Annotated in this window: 23 protein-coding genes; 10 read left to right on the top strand and 13 right to left on the bottom strand. The window is 38.6% G+C overall.

The window, feature by feature from the left end:
• Positions 1 to 260: 260 nt before the first annotated feature.
• Genes AC07M3_RS18305 through AC07M3_RS18290 form a run of 4 tightly spaced genes read left to right on the top strand, consistent with a single transcriptional unit; the run spans position 261 to position 3,426 of the window.
• Positions 261 to 845: an anthranilate synthase component II gene (locus AC07M3_RS18305; RefSeq protein ID WP_003650566.1), complete on the top strand. Its 585-nt coding sequence runs from the start codon at positions 261 to 263 to the stop codon at positions 843 to 845.
• 9 nt (positions 846 to 854) lie between these two features.
• A complete protein-coding gene (gene trpD, locus AC07M3_RS18300) occupies positions 855 to 1,904 on the top strand; it encodes an anthranilate phosphoribosyltransferase (protein ID WP_494567982.1) in 1,050 nt (349 codons plus the stop codon).
• Positions 1,905 to 1,913: 9 nt separating this feature from the next.
• Positions 1,914 to 2,720 (top strand): indole-3-glycerol phosphate synthase TrpC, encoded by an 807-nt coding sequence (gene trpC / locus AC07M3_RS18295; RefSeq protein WP_017387943.1) that lies wholly within the window; start codon positions 1,914 to 1,916, stop codon positions 2,718 to 2,720.
• Positions 2,721 to 2,730: 10 nt separating this feature from the next.
• Complete coding sequence (locus tag AC07M3_RS18290; RefSeq protein ID WP_494567981.1) at positions 2,731 to 3,426, top strand: Smr/MutS family protein; 696 nt, start codon at positions 2,731 to 2,733, stop codon at positions 3,424 to 3,426.
• Between the two features lie 10 nt (positions 3,427 to 3,436).
• Here AC07M3_RS18290 and xdhC read toward each other — a convergent pair whose 3' ends face one another.
• Genes xdhC through xdhA form a run of 3 tightly spaced genes read right to left on the bottom strand, consistent with a single transcriptional unit; the run spans position 3,437 to position 8,303 of the window.
• A complete protein-coding gene (gene xdhC / locus AC07M3_RS18285) occupies positions 3,437 to 4,420 on the bottom strand; it encodes a xanthine dehydrogenase accessory protein XdhC (protein ID WP_494567980.1) in 984 nt (327 codons plus the stop codon).
• A gap of 6 nt (positions 4,421 to 4,426) precedes the next feature.
• Positions 4,427 to 6,802, bottom strand: a complete 2,376-nt coding sequence (gene xdhB, locus AC07M3_RS18280) for a xanthine dehydrogenase molybdopterin binding subunit (RefSeq protein WP_494567979.1) — start codon at positions 6,800 to 6,802, stop codon at positions 4,427 to 4,429.
• 1 nt (position 6,803) lies between these two features.
• Positions 6,804 to 8,303: a xanthine dehydrogenase small subunit gene (gene xdhA / locus AC07M3_RS18275; RefSeq protein WP_494567978.1), complete on the bottom strand. Its 1,500-nt coding sequence runs from the start codon at positions 8,301 to 8,303 to the stop codon at positions 6,804 to 6,806.
• Between the two features lie 260 nt (positions 8,304 to 8,563).
• Here xdhA and folE point away from each other — a divergent pair, with 260 nt between their 5' ends.
• Both folE and blaADC read left to right on the top strand, forming a co-directional pair.
• Positions 8,564 to 9,112, top strand: a complete 549-nt coding sequence (folE, locus tag AC07M3_RS18270) for a GTP cyclohydrolase I FolE (protein ID WP_170834036.1) — start codon at positions 8,564 to 8,566, stop codon at positions 9,110 to 9,112.
• A gap of 152 nt (positions 9,113 to 9,264) precedes the next feature.
• Positions 9,265 to 10,422 carry an ADC family extended-spectrum class C beta-lactamase gene (blaADC, locus tag AC07M3_RS18265; protein ID WP_494567977.1) on the top strand — a complete coding sequence of 386 codons (1,158 nt, stop codon included), beginning with the start codon at positions 9,265 to 9,267 and terminating at the stop codon, positions 10,420 to 10,422.
• A 65-nt stretch (positions 10,423 to 10,487) separates the two neighbouring features.
• Here blaADC and AC07M3_RS18260 read toward each other — a convergent pair whose 3' ends face one another.
• The 4 genes from AC07M3_RS18260 to hemE all read right to left on the bottom strand — a co-directional run bounded on the left by AC07M3_RS18260 (position 10,488) and on the right by hemE (position 14,936).
• Positions 10,488 to 12,371 carry an Lnb N-terminal periplasmic domain-containing protein gene (locus tag AC07M3_RS18260; protein ID WP_494567976.1) on the bottom strand — a complete coding sequence of 628 codons (1,884 nt, stop codon included), beginning with the start codon at positions 12,369 to 12,371 and terminating at the stop codon, positions 10,488 to 10,490.
• Between the two features lie 70 nt (positions 12,372 to 12,441).
• On the bottom strand, positions 12,442 to 12,912 hold the full coding sequence (locus tag AC07M3_RS18255; RefSeq protein ID WP_494567975.1) for a DUF3015 family protein: 471 nt from the start codon (positions 12,910 to 12,912) through the stop codon (positions 12,442 to 12,444).
• 150 nt (positions 12,913 to 13,062) lie between these two features.
• Positions 13,063 to 13,857 carry a DUF817 family protein gene (locus tag AC07M3_RS18250; RefSeq protein WP_494567974.1) on the bottom strand — a complete coding sequence of 265 codons (795 nt, stop codon included), beginning with the start codon at positions 13,855 to 13,857 and terminating at the stop codon, positions 13,063 to 13,065.
• Between the two features lie 5 nt (positions 13,858 to 13,862).
• Positions 13,863 to 14,936 carry a uroporphyrinogen decarboxylase gene (hemE, locus tag AC07M3_RS18245; protein ID WP_494567973.1) on the bottom strand — a complete coding sequence of 358 codons (1,074 nt, stop codon included), beginning with the start codon at positions 14,934 to 14,936 and terminating at the stop codon, positions 13,863 to 13,865.
• 301 nt (positions 14,937 to 15,237) lie between these two features.
• Between hemE and AC07M3_RS18240 the strand changes: the two genes are divergently transcribed.
• Together AC07M3_RS18240 and AC07M3_RS18235 are read left to right on the top strand one after the other, a co-directional pair.
• The gene (locus AC07M3_RS18240; protein ID WP_494567972.1) at positions 15,238 to 16,479 is read left to right on the top strand and encodes a L,D-transpeptidase family protein; all 1,242 of its coding nucleotides are present in this window, start codon (positions 15,238 to 15,240) and stop codon (positions 16,477 to 16,479) included.
• Positions 16,480 to 16,666: 187 nt separating this feature from the next.
• Positions 16,667 to 17,353, top strand: coding sequence for a pirin family protein (locus AC07M3_RS18235; RefSeq protein ID WP_494567971.1), 687 nt, complete (start codon positions 16,667 to 16,669; stop codon positions 17,351 to 17,353).
• A gap of 34 nt (positions 17,354 to 17,387) precedes the next feature.
• Here the strand turns inward: AC07M3_RS18235 and AC07M3_RS18230 are convergent, their stop codons facing one another.
• Together AC07M3_RS18230 and AC07M3_RS18225 are read right to left on the bottom strand one after the other, a co-directional pair.
• Complete coding sequence (locus AC07M3_RS18230) at positions 17,388 to 17,633, bottom strand: hypothetical protein (RefSeq protein WP_494567970.1); 246 nt, start codon at positions 17,631 to 17,633, stop codon at positions 17,388 to 17,390.
• A 47-nt stretch (positions 17,634 to 17,680) separates the two neighbouring features.
• Entirely contained in the window at positions 17,681 to 18,304 is a 624-nt protein-coding gene (locus AC07M3_RS18225; RefSeq protein WP_004643545.1) for a helix-turn-helix transcriptional regulator, read from the bottom strand.
• Positions 18,305 to 18,559: 255 nt separating this feature from the next.
• On the opposite strand from AC07M3_RS18225, the gene AC07M3_RS18220 reads away from it, so the two are divergent.
• Both AC07M3_RS18220 and AC07M3_RS18215 read left to right on the top strand, forming a co-directional pair.
• The gene (locus AC07M3_RS18220; protein WP_494567969.1) at positions 18,560 to 19,528 is read left to right on the top strand and encodes a threo-3-hydroxy-L-aspartate ammonia-lyase; all 969 of its coding nucleotides are present in this window, start codon (positions 18,560 to 18,562) and stop codon (positions 19,526 to 19,528) included.
• Positions 19,529 to 19,643: 115 nt separating this feature from the next.
• Positions 19,644 to 20,555, top strand: coding sequence for an ornithine cyclodeaminase family protein (locus tag AC07M3_RS18215; RefSeq protein WP_494567968.1), 912 nt, complete (start codon positions 19,644 to 19,646; stop codon positions 20,553 to 20,555).
• A 66-nt stretch (positions 20,556 to 20,621) separates the two neighbouring features.
• Here the strand turns inward: AC07M3_RS18215 and AC07M3_RS18210 are convergent, their stop codons facing one another.
• The 4 genes from AC07M3_RS18210 to AC07M3_RS18195 all read right to left on the bottom strand — a co-directional run bounded on the left by AC07M3_RS18210 (position 20,622) and on the right by AC07M3_RS18195 (position 22,783).
• Complete coding sequence (locus AC07M3_RS18210; protein WP_494567967.1) at positions 20,622 to 21,176, bottom strand: TetR/AcrR family transcriptional regulator; 555 nt, start codon at positions 21,174 to 21,176, stop codon at positions 20,622 to 20,624.
• 781 nt (positions 21,177 to 21,957) lie between these two features.
• Entirely contained in the window at positions 21,958 to 22,164 is a 207-nt protein-coding gene (locus AC07M3_RS18205; RefSeq protein ID WP_004643550.1) for a hypothetical protein, read from the bottom strand.
• A 68-nt stretch (positions 22,165 to 22,232) separates the two neighbouring features.
• Positions 22,233 to 22,460, bottom strand: coding sequence for a hypothetical protein (locus AC07M3_RS18200; RefSeq protein WP_003650533.1), 228 nt, complete (start codon positions 22,458 to 22,460; stop codon positions 22,233 to 22,235).
• A gap of 107 nt (positions 22,461 to 22,567) precedes the next feature.
• Positions 22,568 to 22,783, bottom strand: a complete 216-nt coding sequence (locus tag AC07M3_RS18195) for a cold-shock protein (RefSeq protein ID WP_003650532.1) — start codon at positions 22,781 to 22,783, stop codon at positions 22,568 to 22,570.
• Positions 22,784 to 23,024: the final 241 nt, after the last annotated feature.

Below are 23,024 nucleotides of genomic sequence, written 5' to 3'. Positions count from 1 at the left end.
GAAAAAGCCGATTCTGCCCTAGTTGCACATATCTCTGTTTCTTAACAGATCTAATATCAATTTAAAGCTGACTTTTTTAGCAAATTTCTAAGGAATGAAATAGTTAAACTGGTCACTTCATTTTTTGTTATATTAGCCGCTTAGAAAGCGGCTTTTTTATTTTTTAATCAAGAAGTTCTTTCTAAAAGTGAGTATTAATGTGAGTAACTACTCTAGTCACTTATTAAATATATATTAATTATTATGAGGTTAAGTTCATCATGCTTCTAATGATCGACAATTACGACTCTTTTACCTACAACATCGTCCAGTACTTTGGCGAGTTGGATCAGGAAGTAAAAGTTGTTCGCAATGATCAAGTCACATTAGAGGATATTGAACGATGGCAACCTAAATATCTGGTTATTGGTCCTGGCCCTTGCTCTCCAAGCGAAGCAGGTATTTCTATTCCGGCAATTAACCACTTTGCCGGAAAAATTCCTTTACTTGGCGTGTGTTTAGGGCATCAAAGTATTGGGCAAGCTTTTGGCGGAAACATTGTACGAGCCAAAACGGTGATGCACGGACGTTTATCTGATATGTACCATAGCAATAAAGGTATTTTCAGTAATCTCCCTAGCCCATTCTCAGCAACTCGTTATCATTCATTGGTGATCGATCAGCAAACACTGCCTGATTGCCTTGAAGTAACGTGCTGGACCAATGAAGCAGATGGCTCAATGGAAGAAATCATGGGTGTTAAACATAAGACATTGCCTGTTGAAGGTGTGCAGTTCCATCCAGAATCAATTTTGAGCCAACATGGTCATCAAATCTTTAAAAACTTTTTAGATATTTATGCATAAGTGATATTTATGAACATTCAACAAGCACTTAACCATATTACAAAAAATATTCACCTGACTCAGCCGCAAATGGAAGACATTATGCGCAGCATCATGCAAGGTGAGGCAACCGAAGCACAAATTGGTGCTTTGATGATGGGCCTTCGCATGAAAGGTGAAAGTATTGACGAAATTACTGCTGCCGCACGTGTTATGCGTGAATTCGCTATTAAAATTGATGTCAGTGATATCAAATATTTAGTTGATATTGTCGGTACTGGCGGCGATGGGCAAAATTTATTTAACGTCTCTACAGCCTCAAGCTTTGTGATTGCAGCAGCTGGTGCAACCATTGCAAAGCATGGTAACCGAGGCGTTTCAAGTAAATCAGGTTCATCTGACCTACTGGAACAAGCAGGTATTAACCTTGATTTAGATATGGAACAAACTGAGCGCTGCATTCGTGAGATGGGTGTAGGCTTTTTATTTGCTCCAAATCATCACAAAGCAATGAAGTATGCTGTTGGCCCACGTCGTGAGCTTGGTGTTCGCAGCATTTTCAATTTACTCGGCCCGCTTACGAATCCGGCCGGCGTAAAACGCTTTGTCATTGGGGTATTTTCAGATGAACTTTGCCGTCCGATTGCCGAGGTTATGAAGCAACTTGGCGCTGAGCATGTCATGGTGGTTCATTCAAGAGATGGACTCGATGAAATTAGCCTTGCTGCCCCTACTGCTGTTGCAGAGCTTAAAGACGGTGAAATTACCGAATGGACGCTTAATCCAGAAGATGTCGGGATTGAATCACAAACCTTAAATGGTTTAGTGGTAGCAGATGCCGCAGCAAGCTTAAAGCTGATTAAAGATGCATTAGGTAAAAATAAATCTGACATTGGTGAAAAAGCAGCAAATATGATTGCTCTCAATGCTGGTGCAGGAATTTATGTGGCTGGTATTACCAAAACTTACGCTCAGGCTGTTACGTTCGCTCAAGATATTATCTATGGCGGGCAAGCTTTAGAGAAAATGAGTGTTTTGGCTGAATTTACTAAAGCATTAAAACAGTCTCAGGCAGATTAAGGATTTCTCATGATTAATATTCAAAATACCATTTTAGGTAAAATTGTTGACCGTAAACATGAGGAACTTGCTGCACGTTTAAAACAACGTAATTTGCAAGATGTTGAAGAACTAGCGAAAGCTGCAACTCCAGTACGAGGCTTTGCAAAAGCTTTACAGCACAAACGCCCTGCCGTAATTGCTGAAATTAAAAAAGCTTCTCCGTCAAAAGGCATTATTCGTGCAGATTTTAATCCTGCTGAAATTGCCGAGCAGTACGAACAAGCTGGAGCAGCATGTTTATCCGTTTTAACTGATGTTGATTTTTTTCAGGGTGCGGATGAAAATATTGCCATTGCACGAAGCCACTGTGCTTTACCTGCTTTACGTAAAGACTTTCTGATTGATCCATATAATGTAGTTGAAGCACGTGCATTACATGCTGACTGTATTTTATTGATTGTTGCATCTTTGTCAGATCAACAACTTGAAGAAATGTCTAAGACTGCATTTGAACATCAGCTTGATGTATTGGTTGAAGTTCATGACGAAGAAGAACTGGAACGTGCTTTAAAGTTGTCTGAGCAATGTGTATTAGGTGTGAATAACCGTAATTTAAAAACCTTTGATGTAGATTTAAATACCTCAATTCGTTTGAAAAACTTGCTTCCATCATCACGTTTACTTGTGACGGAAAGTGGTATTGCCACTCCAGATGATGTTCGTATGATGCAAGAAAATGATATTCACACCTTCTTGGTTGGCGAAAGTTTTATGAAACAACCAAGACCAGATCAAGCTTTTACCGCCCTTTTTGGACAACCCCAAACGGTTTAATAGAAGATATATGAGTAATAAAGATTCATCGCTTTCTAAAGAGCAACAAAAGTTACTGAAGCAATTTAAAAAGCAAATCTCCAATCCTCATTCAAGCAAAATCGCAAGTCAGTCTGAGGCCCCCAAACCTCAGGCTGAGCCTGAAGAATTGGAAGATGCAAACCTGTTTCAAAGTGCTCTAGCAGGTGTTAAGCCCATCAATAATAGTAATATTGCTGATGTAAGAACGCCTCGCACAAAAAAAATTGATGCTCAAACACTCGCTAAACGTGCAGCTGCCGAAGGTGGTCGTGAAACTGAACATGCCGAGTTATCAGACACCCAAGCCGCTCTAAATCCTGTAGCGAGTCAAGCAACTCTAAGCTATCGCATTGCCACACTTCAGCATAAAGTTTTCGAAGACTTAAAAGCTGGAAAAATGCGCTGGTTTGAAGCTGTAGATTTACACGGCTGTACGATTGAACAAGCACGTGACGCAGTTTTACAGGTTATCCAGATGGCAAAAGATGAAAATCAAAATGTTGTCAAGATTGTACATGGTAAAGGCCCTGAAGCTGTCTTAAAAACCTATGTCAACGGATGGCTACGTCAGCACCGCGATGTTTTGGCTTTTGTAAGTGCACCTGAAAATCAAGGCGGCACAGGTGCCGTTCTCGTACTGCTTAAACGTGCAGAAAAAAATCCAAAGTTCGAACAAAAGAAATGATCCAAACAGATCATTTCTTCACATCAAACACCTGTAATAATTGAGCAACCACTGCAACGGCAATCGTTGCAGGTTGTTTCGATGAAATCCCTTCTATCCCGATCGGGCAAACTAAACGTTGTAATGCTTCTGGTGCATAACCACGCGTCAGCATACGTTTCTCAAAAATAGCCCTTTTACTTTTTGAACCAATCATCCCAACATAAGCAAATGGTTCTGGCATAGATTTCAAAGCTGCAAAACACAGTTGCAGATCTAGTTGATGATCATGAGTCAAAATTAAAATTGCACCTGAACGGTCAAAATGCTCGATCTCGGCTTCAAGCGTATCAGTCGTTAAACATTGAACCTGTTGCAGTAAATCGGATGGGAAAATATCGTCACGTGGATCAATCCATTTCACTCGAACACCAACAGGCAATAAACAACGGACAATTGCTTCCCCCACATGCCCCGCGCCACAAATCAACACTTGCATGGCATAAGGTTGAATCTGCTGGCCAAATTGCCATTCTTCACTACTGACAGGCTGAAATTCGAAACGTGGTTGCTGTTCTACGTCCCGAATCTGCCAAATGGATGCATGTTGATGTGAGACTGTACGCCATATACGCTGTCCAGCTCGCCATGCTTGCAAACAATGGGATAAATCTGAGGCAATTACAGCAGGTGATATTTTTTCAAACAACAACCACATCACTCCGCCACAACATTGCCCCAAGCGAGCACTGAGGTTAAATCGCTCAACACGTCTCGTACAAGCTTCCGTTTCTCTTAAGATTGCTTTCGCAATATCAAGAGCCTGAAACTCTAGATGCCCACCACCGATCGTATCTGCCTGCTGCCATTGTTGTTGCAAATTGAGCCGCAATAACATTGTTGCACCAACCTCTCGTGGTGTTGAACCATCAGCGCGTACCACTGTGACCAATACCATAGGCATAGCATCGGCTTGCCACGCCACAAAATCAGTCCACCATTGTAAATGTTGCATAATCTTCTACATTTTAGCTTGTGGGCGGTCAGCCAAAGCTTGTCCACGCCCAATAGCAATTGCACGTAAAATTTCTTCGGCAGTTGCTGGCGCATTAAGTACGAGTGGTGCATTTTCTGGAATAGCCGCCTGTACTGCCTGACGAATTGCAGAAAAAACTGACAATGCCAACATAAATGGAGGTTCACCTACCGCTTTGGAGCGATAAATAGTGTCTGCCTGATTGTGGTTATTAAACAGTTTGACGTTAAAAATATGAGGAATATCAAAACTGGTCGGGATTTTGTAAGTTGAAGGTGCATGCGTAAACAAGCGTCCTGCATGTGGTCCTTGTGGCTGCCAATACAACTCTTCTGTCGTGAGCCATCCCATTCCTTGAACAAAGCCCCCTTCAATTTGCCCAATATCAATTGCAGGGTTAATGGACCGCCCGACATCATGCAAAATGTCGGCACGCAATACTTTCATTTCCCCAGTTAAGGTATCTATTGCGACCTCACTGACTGCTGCACCATAGGCATAATAGAAAAACGGACGGCCTAAATGGTTGACCTGATCATAGTGAATTTCTGGCGTTTTATAAAAACCGCTGTCCCATAGTTGCACACGCGCTATATATGCCCGTTGAACTAAGTCAGGAAATGTCCATGAATGTCCATTCGCTGTTGAAACCATACTATCTTCAAACTGGATTTGCTCAGCATCACTTTGACTTATTTCTGCTGCAAGTTTTGCCAGACGCTCACGAATTTTAATACAGGCATTTTGCACAGCTTTACCATTTAAATCCGCTCCACTTGATGCTGCGGTTGCCGAAGTATTTGGCACACGAGAAGTATCGGTTGCAATTAAGCGAACACTATCGATTGGTAAACCCAACTCATGCGCAGCAACCTGCCGTACTTTGGTATATAGCCCCTGTCCCATTTCTGTACCGCCATGCGTAATAGAGACAGTACCATCCATATAAACATAGACCAATGCACCTGCCTGATTGTAATGCACGGCATTAAACGAAATACCGAACATTAATGGTGTTAATGCAATACCACGCTTAATGATGTCATTGTTCTGATTAAAGGTATGAATGGTCTGTTTACGTTTCGCATAATCACTACTTTGCAACAATTCGGCCACCAGTCGAGGGGCAACATTATCACGGACTTCTGCCCCATAATGCATACGATCACGTCCGCCACCAGGCTGCTCGGCAAAGAAATTACGTTGCCGAATTTCAAGCGGATCACAACGTAAATAACGAGCAATGTCATCAATAATATTTTCAATGACAAACATGCCTTGCGGTCCACCAAAACCACGATATGCGGTATTGGAAACAGTATTGGTTTTACAGCGTAAGTTACGCAACTGAACCGCATTTAAATAATAGGCATTGCCAATATGACAAATCGCACGTTCATTCACTGGCCCAGAAAGATCAGCCGAAAAACCGCAATTTGAAGCCAATTGCACCTTTAGGCCTTGCAAAATACCAGTGTCATCAAAAGCCACAGACCACTCATAAGCAAAACCGTGACGCTTGCCTGTGGCGCTCATATCATCATCACGGTCTAAACGTAATTTACAAGGACGGCCTGTTTTTTGTGCTGCCAAAGATGCAATGCATGCCCATTGTGCCGACTGCGACTCTTTACCACCAAAACCACCACCCATACGGCGACTTTCCACACTCACCTGATGCATATTCATGCCTAATGCATGACAAATCAGCAGCTGCATTTCTGTTGGATGTTGTGTCGAGCAATAGACTTTTAAGGCGTGATTTTCTTGGGGAATCGCATAGGAAATCTGTCCTTCAAGATAGAAATGCTCTTGACCACCTAGCTCAATAGCACCAGAAAGTTGATGTGCAGCATTTTGAAATGCCTGTTCAACTTCACCATGGCTAAATTCAACAGGTGGCAATACCCACGATTCTTTTTCAATCGCATCTTGAATCGTTAAAATCGGAGTTTCGGGCACATATTCAATTTTTGCCAAGCGAACTGCCTGACGGGCTTGCTGATAAGTCTCGGCAACAACCACAAACAAGGCTTGTCCATAAAATTCGACCTTCTCTTCAGCAAAAATCGGGTCATCTTTAACAATGGGTCCCCAATTATTTTCAACATCAATATCTTGTGCTGAAAAAACTGCATAAACCCCACCAGCCTGACGTACCGCATCCAAATCAAACTTACTGATTTTACCTTTGGCACAACTCGAAAATCCGACTGCTAGATGCATCGTATTTTCAAGCTCGGGTAAATCATCGATATAGGTTGCCTGCCCAGTCACATGTAAATGTGCGCTCTCGTGTGGAATGGAGTCGCCTGCTTTAGCGGATTTTTTAGAAACACTTAAGTCAATGGTTTGATTCATGTTAGATCTCCACCAGAGCAATCAAGTCATTCACACGAGTGATCGCTTGAGACAGGATTTTTTCTACATAAAAACGCTTTAAACAGTTTTTCGCGACTTGTAAACGATATGCCGAGCTAGCACGTCCATCATCTAAAGGTTGATAGTCTTGTGACAATGCCTCTTGTGCCTTAGCTATCAATTCTGCTGTCAATTGCTGGCCTTCTAATATGGCTTCTGCATATTTTGCACGTTTGGGAACAGCAGCCATGCCACCAAAAGCAATTCGCACATTGTGAGCGACGTAATGAGTATCTAACTCGCATGAAATAGCCGCACATACCGCAGAAATATCTTGCTCAAAACGTTTGGCAATTTTATAACTGGCAAATTTAACATGCGTCTGCTCTTCACAAAGTGGAATAACAATCGCTTCAACAAACTCACCAAGCTGTAAGGCTGTTTTTTGATAATCTAGATAAAAGTCTTCCAATGCGACTTCACGCGTCTGTTCACCTACACGCAAAATCAATCGTGTACCTAGCGTAATTAATGCTGGCATTGAGTCACCGATAGGGGAACCATTGGCAATATTTCCACCTAGGGTTCCCGCGTTTTTAATAGGCATAGAAGCAAAACGGCGCTGTAATTCTTGAAAGTCAGGATAAAAATCTGAAATTTTTATGAGTGCATCACTCAAACTTACATTTGCCCCAATCGTTAAAGCATGGTCGGTAACTACAATCTTTTTCAGTTCTTCAACCTGACCAATATAAAGCATATCGCCTAAATCACGGCCCTGCTTGGTTACCCACAAACCGACATCTGTGCTACCAGCGACAATACGTGCTTGCGGCAATTGCAAACGTAAAGCGGCAAAATCCTGTAAAGTCTTTGGTGCAAAAAATTGCTGACCATGATCATTCAAATGCAATGCAGGTAATGCTTTGATCTCTTTTAATACATCAAGTACTTTTTGACGTTCTAATACAACACGCGGATAGTCATAAGCTTTTTGTGCTGCATCTAAAATAGGGCGATAGCCTGTACAACGACACAAGTTTCCGGAGAGATAATCACTGATTTGATCTTTACTCGGAGAATGTTGTTCATTTTCATACATTGACCATAACGACATGATAAAACCGGGTGTACAAAAACCGCATTGTGAACCGTGCAAATCGACCATCGCCTGTTGTACAGGATGAAGTGTCCCAGCCTGAGTAGGCAATAATGTATGAAGATCTTCTACTGTAAATAGGGCCTTACCATCTAAAGTCGGTAAAAACTGAATACAGGCATTCACACTTCGCAATTGCAAACTCTTATTGACCAACTCACCAATCACGACTGTACATGCACCACAATCGCCCTCAGCACAGCCCTCTTTTGTACCGGTCTGCCTAGTCTTACCAGTTTGGGTATATTCTCGCAGAAATTGTAAAACCGTCGTTGTAGGTAATACATTTTCCACTTGCTGCTGACCACCACGGAAAAAAAAGGTGATTGGACGTTCTGACATGTTTTATCCTTATGCTCTATAACACTGCATCTGTGCAAATATGATGCCATTAGGCGACCATTTAGAACTTAACAATATTAAATGCACATTTCATGTTCAAACACTTGACTATTAACGATAAAAAACATGAAAGTTATTCATCTTTTATTCAACGTGCGCAAAACCCAAATAAATATAGTGCGAGGATTTATGAAAATCAGATCATGTTCTGATACAATGCCGAGCTTGTTTAGTAGAGTAAATTTATACGTCTTATGTCAATGCAGCAATCGTACGCAAATATTCTGACTGCCGTCGGTGAAGATCTTGATCGTCCCGGCCTTAAAGATACGCCTGTGCGTGCGGCTAAAGCTTTTTCATATTTAACTTCTGGCTATAGTAAAACTTTAGAAGAAGTCACCAATAATGCTGTTTTTCCATCAGATAACCATGAAATGGTATTGGTGAAGAATATTGAATTTTATTCGCTTTGCGAACATCATCTTCTTCCATTCTATGGTCGTGTTCATGTTGCCTATCTACCGGAAGGCAAAGTTCTCGGCTTATCTAAATTTGCACGTATTACCGAAATGTTTGCACGTCGTTTGCAAATTCAGGAAAATTTGACTCAGCAAATCGCAGAAGCTGTGTCTGAAGTAACTGGGGCGCGAGGCGTTGCTGTCGTGATTGACTCTGCACATATGTGCATGATGATGCGTGGTGTAGGCAAACAAGAGTCAACCACTCGTACAGTTTCATTTATCGGAGACTTTAAAACCGACAAAGAAGCTCGACGTGAGTTCTTAAGTGCCGTACCTGAAAGTTACTAAATTTTATTTAGTAATCAAATTAAAAGCCCGACTAAGTTGGGCTTTTTTTACATCTAAACTCTTCACTGATTCTATAAAACATAACAATTAAATCATGTGATTTTTGTTATAAAAGTACGTCCCTTCACTTTAAAATGTTTGATGAGCTAATCATGCGATTCCAAAAAATTTCCTATTTACTTCTTCCTTCTCTTTTTATTTTTAATACCTCAATTTATGCGGACAATACAAATACACCAAAAGAACAAGATATCAAGAAAGTTGTTGATCAAAACTTTAAACCATTATTAGAAAAATATAATGTTCCCGGAATGGCGGTTGGTGTCATCCAGAATAATAAAAAGTACGAAATGTATTATGGCCTACAATCGGTTCAAGATAAAAAAACCGTAAATAGTAATACCATTTTTGAGCTAGGTTCAGTCAGTAAATTATTTACTGCCACGGCAGGTGGATATGCCAAAACTAAAGGAAAAATCTCTTTTGAAGACACCCCAGGAAAATACTGGAAAGAGCTAAAAAATTCACCGATTGACCGAGTAAACCTACTTCAACTTGCGACCTATACGAGTGGCAACCTCGCCTTACAGTTTCCAGATGAAGTACAAACAGACCAACAAGTTTTAACTTTTTTCAAAGACTGGAAACCTAAAAACCAAATTGGTGAATATAGACAATATTCAAACCCAAGTATTGGATTATTTGGAAAAGTTGTGGCTTTGTCGATGAATAAACCTTTTGACCAAGTCTTAGAAAAGACAATTTTTCCGGCTCTTCACTTAAAACAGAGTTATGTGAATGTGCCTAAAACTCAGATGCAAAACTATGCATTTGGCTATAACCAAGAAAATCAGCCGATTCGTGTGACTCCAGGCCCACTAGATGCGCCTGCCTACGGCGTTAAATCTACATTACCAGATATGCTTAATTTTATAAGTGCTAATTTAAATCCACAAAAATATCCAGCAGATATTCAACGTGCAATTGATGAAACTCACAAAGGTTTTTATCAAGTCGGTACGATGTATCAGGCGCTTGGTTGGGAAGAGTTTTCCTATCCAGCACCTTTACAGACTTTATTAGACAGTAATTCTGAACAAATCGTGATGAAACCTAATAAAGTGAGTGCTATTTCAAAAGAACCTTCAATCAAGATGTTCCATAAAACTGGTTCAACTAACGGATTTGGAACTTATGTAGTCTTTATTCCCAAAGAAAATATTGGCTTAGTCATGTTAACCAATAAACGCATTCCAAATGAAGAACGTATTAAAGCGGCTTATGCTGTACTAAACGCGATTAAGAAATAATTCTTTTTCACAACAAAAAAGAGAGAAATAACTTATTTCTCTCTTTGCTTTACTCATCATAAAAGTTAAAAGAACCAAACGTAGCCTAAACTAGATTTCATCCAGTCTCGATGATTTTGTTGTTCATAATCCCAGTTTAATCGAACGGCATTATTACTGTTAATCACATATTGCCATTGGGTATTTAATCTTAAATTCCACTGATTTTGGTCTTCCCAATATGGCAATTCAATTTGTACGACAGAGTTAAAACGGTCGAACCATTGGTTCATACAACCTAAAGTTGGCCCTATTCCTACACGCCATCCTTTATCTAGATTTGAACCTGCTTGTACGTAAGTTTGTAATTGCCCATAGCAAATATGTTTGCGCTCATAATCTGCAAAACTGTAACCAACCTGAGCATTAAAATTCGCTACGCCATGCTGTTTTTCTTCACTAAAGTTTCCATCATGAATTGCTTCTTGACGCCAGCCTAAGTTAAATCCCCAACTCAGCGGTGTTTTAAAAGGTTGAATCGGGTTATAAGAATTTACTTCTAACAGATCAAGACGTTCTAGTTTTAAATGATCATCTCGCCACTGCGCATTGCCATTTAAAAATAGTAATTGAGTCCCAGCACGGTATCCCCCTTGAGGATCTATTAAGTCGTGATAGGCTTGTCGATGACCAATTTCGATAAACTTATCACCTTGGACTTCACCAGCTTTCACTGAAATATTACGTGCATTATGGCCTTGAGTTGGCTCTTTTTCTGGTCGTTTAGGTTCTTGACGTTGCTTGTCTAAATCAATCTGGCTTCTTAGTGCCAAAAGCTGACGTAACTGTGGCTGAGCAACGCTTTCTTCTATTTGACGGCTCGTAAATTGGAGATATAAATCATCGTAAGCCATCTCTAGAATTTTAGCCTGATCTTGCTCACTAAAGGATTTTAAAACCTCAGAAGACTGCTTAATTGGCATCATCGTAATTTGATGTGCAACTTTCGCTAATGAGGCACCATGCTGATGAGCTTGGGCTAATAGTTGAGTTTCTAAAGCAGGCCGATATACAGGAGCTTTGGTGAGCCCTTGCTGTTGCATCGATTTGATTGTTTCCATCGGAATAGATGCATAAGTAAACTTTTCTTGTAAGTTAGACTCAGGTTTTACTAAATCGACCAAGCCTAATAACCTATAGGCGCAGTTATCACTCACAAAATAATAAGGAAAACTTACATGCTGCATTTCCCAAATATGGCTTACTAAAAACCGCGTTTCTTCAGGGGAAAGTTTCAGCTCATATTCCCATAAATCACGGCTTTCGAAATCACCGTACTCTTTTACCTTACGATAATAAGGCATCAGCGAATATTCACCCGGATATTGCCCTGTTAAACCTTTCCATGCATATGACCAGTTGTCGTTCCCCGCCACTGTCGCAGCATAGTTTACGGCGTAAGAAACCAAGTTTAACTGCTGCTGATCTTTAGGGTCTAAACGCAATAAAGTATGACCAAACATCGAGCTAGGATTGCCCATAAAATCTGTCGCATAAATTAATGTCGCTTTATAAGGCTTAATTTGGCCAATCCAGTTTTCAAATTCTGAACATTTTATTTGAGGCAATTCATTTTCTTGAATACCTACTTTTTGTATGAGCCATTGGCTTCGAGCCGGAAACTTACAACGAATCGACTGATTATCTTGAGCAGGCATAAATAATGCCGAGATGTCAGCTTTCAATTCTTCTTTTAAATTATTTTTCCCATTTTCTGACATGAAATAACCAGAATAAGTGACGTCACTTTTATGGTTTTTATTAGCATACATGAGCCGTTGCCATGTAATGTCTTGATCTAGATTGTGTTGTTCTGCAATGGACCAATATTTTTGAATAGATGGATTTATATCTGCTGAATACGCAATATTAACTGCCAAAGAGGCAAAAACTAAAACAACTGACTTCATTAAGTTCATCAATTTTTATCATTAAATATAAGAAAAACCCTGCCATATGACAGGGTTTTCAATTTCAAACTTATACGTAAGCTTTTAAAACGTCGTCTTTAGCCATTACAGTTTGCAATGATGCTAAAACTTGAAGGGTATTTTGATTATTTGCTGAATAGATTTCACCAAAGTTTGCTTTTGAAACTTTAAAGAAACGGTCTTTATCTTGAGATTTAATTTGCATTAACTCAGCAAGTACGTTCAGGCTTTCACCTTGGCCTACCGCCATATCACGTGCTAAAGCTTCTGCATTTTCATTTGTGAATGTTACAACTTGCGCTGTTACTGTTCCGCCTTGACGGCAGCCTAAAGTACCGAAAGTGATCCCTAATAATTGGTTAGTAAAAATACCGTTTGTTGTTGCAGCAAGAATTTTAGGCGCTACTCCTTTTTTGCCAGCCCATACTTGTGTACCCGCACCACAACCCACATCGTTGTCAGCCATTGCAACACTTGAACCAGCTGCTAACAATGCAGCTAAAGCTATTTTTTTTAACATAGATGTATATCTCCAAAAATCATTATTGATTGTTTCTTATGTCTTGTATTGTTATGTGTAATTTTTATTACACGATATTAAAGATAGCGAGAAGGCTACGATTTAGCAATTAAAAAATAAACAATATGATGAAAAGTGCTAAAGAAAAATTTACCTTAAATTCCAATTACCTTGATTATCTCGATTACCTAATATTTTAAGAACCAATACCAAGCTTAAAAGTAATAATAAATACCACGACCCAAGCTTGCCCCACCCCACCATATGCCAAGCATCGACCTGACTGGGATAGAGCCAAATTTTATAAAATGTACTTATATTTTCAGCAATCCAGATGATAAATGCGAGCGTCAATAATATCGGTAGCATCGGGATTTTAAATTTATGTTCATTTATTTGAAAATAAAGTTTTGTTTTCCAGAAAATAAAAATACTAATCGCAAATAAAATATAGCGAATATCGGGAACAAAAAATTTACTCATAAAATTTATATATGAGAAAAATGCCAGTAATAGCATAGTTCCAAAATTTGGAAGCTTTTCAAAAGACACTTGAAACAGTCGTATTGAACGTGCGAAGAAGCTGCCTACAGCCGAATACATGAAACCTGCAAATAACGGCACTGTTAAAATTTTAAATACGGCGGGCTGCGGATATTGCCATGAAGCAATTGCAGGATGCGTCAAAAATATTTCCATGACCATCGCCATGACGTGAAATAAAGCAATTACTTTGGCTTCTGCCCATGACTCCAGTTTTAAATAGAGTAAGCAGATCTGAATCATCAGTGCATAGATGAGTAAATAATCATAACGATAAAAACCCATATATTCATGGCTTCCCATCGGTGCAGTTAAAGCAAATGCAATTAAAAGCAAAATACCAAACAAGGCTGCCGAAACAGCCTTGCCGATAAATTGAAACGGTAAAGTTAGATATTGCACAAAAACTATCCTAGATATTTAGCACTATACTCATGCACTGTATCTACAAAGATTTTTGGTTGTGCAGGATCTACCCACTGGGTAATCCCATGGCCCAAGTTAGCAATGTAACCGGTCTTTTCACCATTTGCGTAGGCATCGTCTAACATCGATTTCACGGCTTTTTCAATTGAAGCAGCCGAACCATATAAAACAGCCGGATCAAGATTTCCTTGTAGCGCTACACGCCCAGCCACCGTAGTTCGAGCTATATCTAATCGCGTAGTCCAATCTAAACCTAAGGCATCTGCGCCTGTGCTAATCATTGGCTCTAGCCATTGGCCACCACCTTTAGTGAACACAATGATAGGAATACGTCGGCCATCTTTTTCACGTTGCAAACCAGCAATGATTTTATTCATGTAGTTTAAAGAGAATTCGATATATTCACGATGTGCCAATGCCCCGCCCCAGCTATCAAAGATCTGGATCGCTTGAGCACCTGCATCAATTTGAGCATTTAAATAGTCAATTACAGAGTCTGCTAAATGATCAAGCAAGGCATGCAAAACTTCTGGTTGGGCATACATCATCTGCTTGGTAAAACGAAACTCTTTACTTGAACCACCTTCAACCATATAGGTTGCAAGCGTCCAAGGGCTACCCGAAAAACCAATCAGGGGAACTTGACCACCTAAAGCAGAGCGAATCGTGCTTACAGCATTCATGACATAATCAAGGTCTGATTTTGCATTTAACTTAGGTAAATTCGCCACATCTTGTTCAGTACGAACAGTCTTTTGAAACTTAGGACCTTCTCCAGTTTCAAAATAAAGCCCTAAGCCCAGTGCATCTGGAATGGTTAAAATATCTGAAAATAAAATTGCTGCATCTAAATCATAGCGACGCAAAGGTTGTAAAGTGACTTCACAGGCAAAATCTGTATTTTTACATAAGGATAGAAAGTCACCTGCTTTTGAACGTGTTTCACGATATTCAGGCAAATAACGCCCTGCTTGACGCATCATCCATACCGGCGTGGTATCTACAGGTTCGCGTAACAAAGCACGGAGGAAACGATCATTTTTCAAAGTCGTCATTACCAATCTCTATCTTCTTTATGTGGCAGCATCATATCAAAAACAGAGACATTTTTATAATTTCAATTTCACACAAAAAACTCGTCAATCTACTAAAAAATGCATATTTACACAAAACTCTACTGCAAGCTGTGGGGTTTTCTGCAATACTTGCAACATGTTACATTGGGGTCATTGATATTCTTTTAATCACTAAATTGCCAATCTTGGGCTCATAGAAATGAGTTATTGGTGATTTTATGCACTTTGAGATTAGATCAATCCCCTATTGCTTATATGAAAATTCTTAAGGTTGAATTACATGTTTGTTCGCTCATTACTCGCTATGAGTTTAAGTTGTATTATTGCTAATGTTGCTTTTGCTGCTTCAACAACTGAGCAACCCCTGAACCCTAAAAAGGTATCAGCTCCTGTAGAAGATCCGATTGATCCTCTAGCAGTAGATGCAGCTTCAACTGTACAAGCTCAAGCTCCAACACAAATTACTGCTCAAGAACAAAATGATTTAAATCGAGCGTCAACAACATTACAAAATTTGCAGAAAACTGAAGACCCAAATGCTGAGTCTGGTATTGCTGCATCTACACCAGCAGTAGCTAAAAGCACAACGGCGGCGTCTAAGGCTGCACCAGTGTCAGCTGCTTCATGGACATTAGATGGCTTAAATTCGGCAGAATGGTCTGAAAATATTGGTAAAGGTCAACTTCCAGTTTATGCACGTGCACACGTGATGCTTAATAATGCACATGCATCACCAGGTGCAATTGATGGCATGAGCGGTAAAAACACCTTAAAAGCAATTTCTTCATTCCAACAAATGAATGGTTTATCACCTACTGGTGAACTTACCAAAGAAACTTGGGATGCATTGGTTGCTAAACAAAACAAGCCAGCATTTATTGAATACACGATTTCTGATGCTGACTTAAAAGGTCCATATGCTGAGTCGATTCCTTCTGACTACGCATTACAAGCCAAAATGAAAGGTTTATACTACACTCGTGTGACCGAAATGTTGGGTGAGAAGTTTCATATTGATGAAGGTTTCTTAAAGAAATTAAACCCAACTGCGACATTCAAAAAAGCGGGTGAAAAAATCATTGTTCCAAACGTGCGTAATGATTTACCAGAAGATATTCATTTGATTATTGCCCATAAAGGTGCAAAACAATTGTATCTCTTCAATAGCCGGAACCAAATGATTGCCTCATTTCCTGCAACAATTGGCAGTACTGATACGCCTTCTCCGGCCGGTACTTACAAGGTAGTTGGTGTGGCTCGTAACCCATGGTACAGCTATTCACCTTCGAACTTCGTACAAGGTAAAAACTTAAAACCTCTTTCTTTACCACCTGGCCCAAATGCCCCTGTTGGTAATATCTGGATTGGTTTGAGTAAAAAATCTTTTGGTATTCATGGAACGCCAAATCCATCTTTAATTTCTAAAACAGCATCACACGGTTGTATCCGTTTGACTAACTGGGATGCAAACGATTTAGGAAGCAAAGTTCGCTCTGGCGTAACTGTTAAGTTCCTTGAATAATCAAATAGTTTCATTAAAAACCTGCCTTCATGGCAGGTTTTTTTATGATTAAAAATGCATGGATAAATAAAAAACTTATCGTCATATCAATTATGCAACGACATGTTGCAGTTAACCTATTTTTTTGACCCAAATAGAACATTAATATATTTCTTAATAGATCAATAAAAATTTGGGAGATTAGATCATGAATGCTTACGTACATCGTGGTGAAGATCGAGGACATGTGAAAGCGGGCTGGTTAGAGTCATACCATAGTTTTTCATTTGGTAGCTGGTATAACCCTAAATATATGGGTGTAAGTGCTCTACGAGTCATTAATGACGACAAGATCGATGCGCATAATGGTTTCGGTACGCACTCCCATGACAACATGGAAATCTTAACCTGTGTGTTAGATGGTGCAATTTCACACCGTGACACGATGGGAAATGAAGGCCAAATTAAAGCAGGTGAATGGCAACTCATGAGTGCTGGCACAGGTGTGGCCCACAGTGAAATCAACAATACTGATACGCCAGTACATTTGCTTCAAATCTGGATTATTCCAGATGTAAGAGATGCAGAGCCGAATTACCAACAAATTAATCTTGACCCACGTAAAGATCCAAATAAATGGCATTTAATTGCTGGGCCTGATGCAAATGCACCGATGCATATTCGCCAAAATGCAGAGATCAAGTCTGCTGTATTGGAAAAAGGACATGAGTTAACTGTTGATCCGGTTAAAAAAGTGAATTATATCCACGTTATTACAGGTGTAATCCGCATTGGCGATCAAGAAGTTAAAGCAGGCGATGCTTTCGTGTTTGAAGATAAAGCGACGATTCAGGCAAATGAAGATAGTCAATTTATTTGGTTCGACTTACCTTAAATTAATCAAAAGCCCTTTGAACAAAAGGGCTTTTTTAATCTCCACCACTACCGCCCCCATCACATCCTCCCGAATCTGAAGATGATGATGATGAACAATCATTTGAATAATTAGAGCTATGATGACTAGGGCTATTATCGTGAAAATGATGGGTTGAAGAAGATGAATAATCATGCTCGCCAGATGACGAAGAATTTTTTAAATTTCTAAGCAGTGCAATTAAACAAATCAGACCAATACTGGAAAAAATTGCAATAAATACAATAATAAATAACTTCAAATAACGACCTCCTAGATCAAGCTAAACACATATTAAAATAAACTATTTTAAGTTTCCTTTACATACAAATAAGCGCTCGCTCTTGATATACCTAAATGTTGTGCAACCGTCTCTACAGCCTTTTTAATATCTAACAAACCATTATTCTTTAGCTCGTGTATTAATTGTTTTCTCTCATTGAGTTTTAACATACGCGGTGTAGTGGCATGTTTTGAGGCAAATTGATCAATATATCTTCGAATTGCTTCAGACCCATTCGGTTCCAAATTTTCAATAATGTTGTCAGTTTCAATTTTAGTAAACTGGTCTAAAGCGCTTTGCATGCCCCTAAATAGGGTTAAATCAATATTCATACATAAAGCGGCCACATATTCGCCCTCTTCATCTTTAATACCAATCGAAGTACTTTTTGCGGGGCGGCCATCTGCAAACTGGTTTGCATAGTTGGAAATAAGATTTGGAAATTCTGGAGACATAATTCTTGCCAGCCCTAACTCTGTTGCTGGATCTCCAATTTTTCTACCAGATAAATTATTGTGTATTGAGAGTATGGCATGCTCAGGATTTGTTAAGTCATGGACAACAACTTCACAAAATGGAAATAGAGTTTCACTTAACCCTTTCGCGATGGTATCTAGTTGAGTGAGTAAATGTTTATCACGATTTCCCAATGTATTTCCTCCAAATGACTTAATTACTATTTCAAATCCTAGCGTGAAGTATGCAATAGTAATTTAGACTTTTTATCTAATTTTAAACTTAATGTAAATCAAAATCTTATATCTCATTGTTATCACATTAGAAAATAAAATTAGACATTTTATCTAAATATATATATTTTATCTAAACAAGGTCAATATATTGTGCGTTGCTTGAGCAATACGAAATCTTGCATCCGAAAACATTGAATAGAATTAGGTTTAATTATGAAAAATTTAACCCTTCCAACTTATGAAGATGTCGCAGCCGCTGCTGAACGTATAAAAGGCTTTGCAAATAAAACCCCTGTTTTAACTTCACGTACTGTTAACAATGAATTTGAAGCAGAAGTATTCTTTAAATGTGAGAATTTTCAGCGTGTTGGCGCTTTCAAATTTCGTGGTGCAATGAATGCGCTTGCACAGTTCGATGAGGCTCAAAAAAAAGCTGGTGTGGTTGCTTTCTCTTCGGGAAATCATGCTCAAGCGATTGCACTGTCAGCAAAAATCCTTGGTATTCCAGCAACAATCATCATGCCCAAAGATGCTCCTGCTGCAAAAATGGCAGCGACGCGAGAATACGGCGGCAATATTGTTGAATTTGACCGTTATACGGAAGATCGAGAACAAATTGGAAAAGAGATTGCCGAAAAAAATGGTCTGACACTCATTCCATCTTATGACCATCCGCATGTGATTGCAGGTCAAGGAACGGCTGCAAAAGAGCTATTTGAAGAGGTTGGTGAGTTGGATTATCTCTTTGTATGTTTAGGTGGAGGAGGTTTATTGGCTGGGTCTTCCTTATCTGCCCGTCAACTCTCGCCTAACTGTAAAATATATGGTGTTGAACCTGCCCTAGGAAATGATGGACAAATGTCCTTTAGAAAAGGAGAGATTGTTCATATTGATACGCCCCAAACCATTGCCGACGGTGCTCAAACTCAATATTTAGGCAAACTCACTTTCCCTATTATTCAAAAGAATGTAGATGACATTTTGACTGTAACAGACGAAGAACTCGTGACTTCTATGAAGTTTTTTGCTGAAAGAATGAAGATGGTGGTTGAACCGACAGGATGCCTTGGATTTGCGGCTGCCCGTAATTTAAAACATGAGTTAAAAGGCAAACGTATAGGCATCATTATTAGTGGTGGGAATGTCGATATTGCTAAATATGTAGAGTTTTTATCAGCTTAATAAAAGTTGGTGTCTATCTATGATGTCAATTAAAGCGTCATGGATAGACATTACATGCTACTCGTCTCTCGAACTGTTCACGTCTTAATTTAAATATTCACTTTTGGAGATGGCTATGAGATTTATTTCTGAGTCTGAATCTTCTGCTCTCATCAATCATGAACTCGCTTACGATGCAATTTACCAAGCTTTAATTGCTGCCACTCAACCCGACACTAAAAGTTTTCCTGTCGTTCATGGTCAAGCGTCTGGTACAAAAAATACTTTTAGTATTAAATCATCTGCTAATCAGCGCTTAGCTGGTCTTAAAGTCGGTTCGTTTTGGGAAGATAACCCTAAAAATGGTTTGCCACGCCATAACGCGCTCATTTTATTATTTAATCAAGCCAATGGAAAAATGGCGGCAGCCATCGAAGCAGGCAAAGTGAATGCCTTCCGTACAGCAGCTTCTAATGCTGTTGCGACTAATATATTGGCAAGAAAAAATTCAAAAGTATTAGCCATATTTGGTACGGGAAATCAGGCTAAATATGAATGCGAGGCATTAGCTCGAATTAGAAATTTGGACCAAATTTTGATTGTAGGACGTGACCAGAGTAAAGCCGAAAAAATGGCAGAAGACCTAAAACAATTAGGGATTAAGCTTAAAATTACCAATGCAAAAGAAGCTTGTGAACAAGCAGATATTATTGTGACAGCAACTTCATCTCAATCCCCTCTTTTTAAAGCAGAATGGGTAAAAGCCGGTACTCATATTTCATCTATGGGTTCAGATAAAAAAGGCAAACAAGAACTTCCACCAGAATTATTTTCACAGAGTGGTTTATTTTGTGATCTGAATACCCAATCTAAACTCATCGGTGAATTCCAACATGTGCCTGAATCTGCAACTTTAATGAATATCGGTGATGTGCTTTTAGCAACCGCTCAAGGAAGGCAATCTCAGGAACAAATCACAATTTATGACAGTTCAGGCTTATCTATACAAGATTTATATATCGCCCAGAAAATTTTAGAAATTTCTTAATCTTTACATTTAACTGCATCGTTCAGGTTGATGCAGTTAAATTAAAAAGTATTTGTTTGATTTGCACTAAATAAACTGGATTAAAAAATAATCCAACAACCGTTCTCTTTCATCTGGTTTGGTAGGATCTAAAAGCTGAACCATTGCCCCATCAATCACAAACAAGAACATGTGTGCATCTTGCTTTGCAGCATTTGCATTGGTTGTTAAAAGCAAATTATAGATTTCATTAATAAGCCAATTTCGATATTCAATTACCACCTGATACGCCTTGGGATGTGTTTTTGCAATTTCAAAAATGGCTTTAAATGGTAAATGATATAGCCCTTCTAAATCTGCATGTAAAAAATAAATTTTGCGAAGCTTTTCAACCAAGCTTAAGTCTTTTTGAACATAAATGATTGAAAGTACTTTTTCTTTTAAACCATCTTTTTGAAAGGTTAAACTCATTTGAATTAGCCTTTCTTTTGAATGAAAGTAATTATAAAAAGTTGCTTTCGGAGTTTTCGACGATTCAATAATGCGGTCCACCCCGACGTTATGAAAGCCATATTTATTAAAAAGATATCGAGAGGTATGAAGGACGCTTAATGCACGAAATGGAAGATCTGAATGTGGCATAGTTTTACCGTTATAAAATAAATTTTTGTTGTATATAAATGAGATATAAACGCCGCTGCCCTTTTGGGGAGAAAAAAGGCATAGCAAAGCCATAAAGACTGTGCTTGGCACATCTCAAGTTTTATTGTTGAAATAAGTTTTTAGCCGTAATGACTTAAAGTCTGAAAAGCCGATGAGCCTTCAAACTGTTTAAAGATGAATTAAGTCGTGTCGTTATAGCTTGTGGCAAAGGCTGCCAAGAAATTAAGAATGTGCAAAGCCAACTCCTTTTATTGGGAGTTCTGCCAGAGCATTAATTAAGAATTATGGTGGCAGAACGAAAGAGGGTTGACAGACTGGCTCAAGACCCAGCACGCACGAAGGCGTCCCCCTTCCGTCCTACCGCAACAAAAGGGAGACGAACGGGTTTACATTAAAAAAACGAATTTTTTCAATGTACTTGAGCACGGCCTGTCAAAGCCGGCTGGCAATGTGGCCAGCAGGCAAAGGATAAGCTTCACATTTGTTGCAGTCAAGCACACAGAATGACATTTGCTTTAAATTAGATCATTAAAAAGTAAGGTTAAATAATGAATAAGCTATTGTTAAATTGGGGTTTATAAAGTTGGGAAATTTTGGGATATAGGGGTTTAAGAAACTAGAAATGCGCTAGTATGGTTTTTACCACCTGCGCTTTATTATTTGTTTAATTGAGTATTTGCAATGTGCCCTAGAGCCATGAAGGTTTTCTATTTTTTAAAAGAACGCTAGCCTGCCGCGTTAAATGTACTGCGTTGATAGATTAATTTATTTTATCAATTTTGAAAATTTTACCGCTTAAAGTACTTTGAAAAAACATTTCAAAACCCGGTCGTATATCTTCGCCTTCAACTGTAATGTATTTTAAATTAGAAAAACATTGAGTATTAGCGAAATAATTATCTACTGTTGCCTGAATGACGTATTTAATTCCAAACTGGTCTTTGACACTGATATTTTGTTTAAGCATGACGATATCCTAATAAAATTATGGCAGAAATAATGGACCCGCCTAAATATCCAATAGCAAACTGAGTTTTAACTAACTCTATAATCTAATTTAAATAGTTGATTTATAGACGCATAAAAGGTGCGACCATCTAAATTTAAATCAACTTCAATTCCAGAGGAAAGAAGAACTCTTTTACCAACTTCAACAGTTTTAAAACCTTCACGTGTATTTTGTATTCTATTTAGAGGAATTAAAGACACTAAAATTTCTGTACCATTTTTAGATTTTGCAATTAAATCATTTATTTTTAACAATTTATATCCTAAATTAAAATTTACTTATAATCTTAAAATAATTTTAAAATTAATTTAAAGTGAAAAGCACTCATTAGTGCTTTTCATTTATGACTGCTTATAATTATTTATAGAGCAACAATATTTACAGCATTTGGGCCTTTTTGGCCTTGTGCCACACTGAATTCAACACGTTGACCTTCAGCAAGAGTTCTGAAACCTGAGTTAGCGATTTCGCTAAAATGAGCAAAAACGTCTGGTCCTGATTCTGGTTGGATAAAACCGAAACCTTTAGCTTCGTTAAACCACTTAACAGTACCTTTCATGATATTTGAATTAGACATAATACATCCTAGTTTTTTTAAAAATTTAAACCATTTTATTGGTTATGAGTAACATCGAAATAATAAAGAATGGAGCTGAAAATCTGAAAAAAACGAAGGATTATGACTAATACTGCGGTACTTAGAGAAGATTTACCAAACATGACTTTTTCTAGTTATGTTCATTGTATACGAAAAATAAAATTAATCAAGTTTTCTAATATATATATTTATTTTATTTATAAAAAGGTGATGTTCTGGA

The organism is Acinetobacter sp. GW821-FHT09D10, from assembly GCF_059416285.1.
This window is presented reverse-complemented; position numbering and strand designations above follow the sequence as displayed.

Excerpts from the sequence above, each read along its gene's own strand:
- AC07M3_RS18290 (WP_494567981.1), top strand. The coding sequence starts at position 2,731 with ATGAGTAATAAAGATTCATCGCTTTCTAAAGAGCAACAAAAGTTACTG.
- AC07M3_RS18260 (WP_494567976.1), bottom strand. The coding sequence starts at position 12,371 with ATGAAGTCAGTTGTTTTAGTTTTTGCCTCTTTGGCAGTTAATATTGCG.
- AC07M3_RS18220 (WP_494567969.1), top strand. The coding sequence starts at position 18,560 with ATGAAAAATTTAACCCTTCCAACTTATGAAGATGTCGCAGCCGCTGCT.
- trpD (WP_494567982.1), top strand. The coding sequence starts at position 855 with ATGAACATTCAACAAGCACTTAACCATATTACAAAAAATATTCACCTG.
- xdhA (WP_494567978.1), bottom strand. The coding sequence starts at position 8,303 with ATGTCAGAACGTCCAATCACCTTTTTTTTCCGTGGTGGTCAGCAGCAA.
- trpC (WP_017387943.1), top strand. The coding sequence starts at position 1,914 with ATGATTAATATTCAAAATACCATTTTAGGTAAAATTGTTGACCGTAAA.
- folE (WP_170834036.1), top strand. The coding sequence starts at position 8,564 with ATGCAGCAATCGTACGCAAATATTCTGACTGCCGTCGGTGAAGATCTT.
- AC07M3_RS18305 (WP_003650566.1), top strand. The coding sequence starts at position 261 with ATGCTTCTAATGATCGACAATTACGACTCTTTTACCTACAACATCGTC.
- AC07M3_RS18210 (WP_494567967.1), bottom strand. The coding sequence starts at position 21,176 with ATGCCACATTCAGATCTTCCATTTCGTGCATTAAGCGTCCTTCATACC.
- AC07M3_RS18195 (WP_003650532.1), bottom strand. The coding sequence starts at position 22,783 with ATGTCTAATTCAAATATCATGAAAGGTACTGTTAAGTGGTTTAACGAA.
- AC07M3_RS18240 (WP_494567972.1), top strand. The coding sequence starts at position 15,238 with ATGTTTGTTCGCTCATTACTCGCTATGAGTTTAAGTTGTATTATTGCT.
- xdhC (WP_494567980.1), bottom strand. The coding sequence starts at position 4,420 with ATGCAACATTTACAATGGTGGACTGATTTTGTGGCGTGGCAAGCCGAT.
- AC07M3_RS18215 (WP_494567968.1), top strand. The coding sequence starts at position 19,644 with ATGAGATTTATTTCTGAGTCTGAATCTTCTGCTCTCATCAATCATGAA.
- xdhB (WP_494567979.1), bottom strand. The coding sequence starts at position 6,802 with ATGAATCAAACCATTGACTTAAGTGTTTCTAAAAAATCCGCTAAAGCA.
- AC07M3_RS18235 (WP_494567971.1), top strand. The coding sequence starts at position 16,667 with ATGAATGCTTACGTACATCGTGGTGAAGATCGAGGACATGTGAAAGCG.
- blaADC (WP_494567977.1), top strand. The coding sequence starts at position 9,265 with ATGCGATTCCAAAAAATTTCCTATTTACTTCTTCCTTCTCTTTTTATT.
- hemE (WP_494567973.1), bottom strand. The coding sequence starts at position 14,936 with ATGACGACTTTGAAAAATGATCGTTTCCTCCGTGCTTTGTTACGCGAA.
- AC07M3_RS18255 (WP_494567975.1), bottom strand. The coding sequence starts at position 12,912 with ATGTTAAAAAAAATAGCTTTAGCTGCATTGTTAGCAGCTGGTTCAAGT.
- AC07M3_RS18205 (WP_004643550.1), bottom strand. The coding sequence starts at position 22,164 with ATGCTTAAACAAAATATCAGTGTCAAAGACCAGTTTGGAATTAAATAC.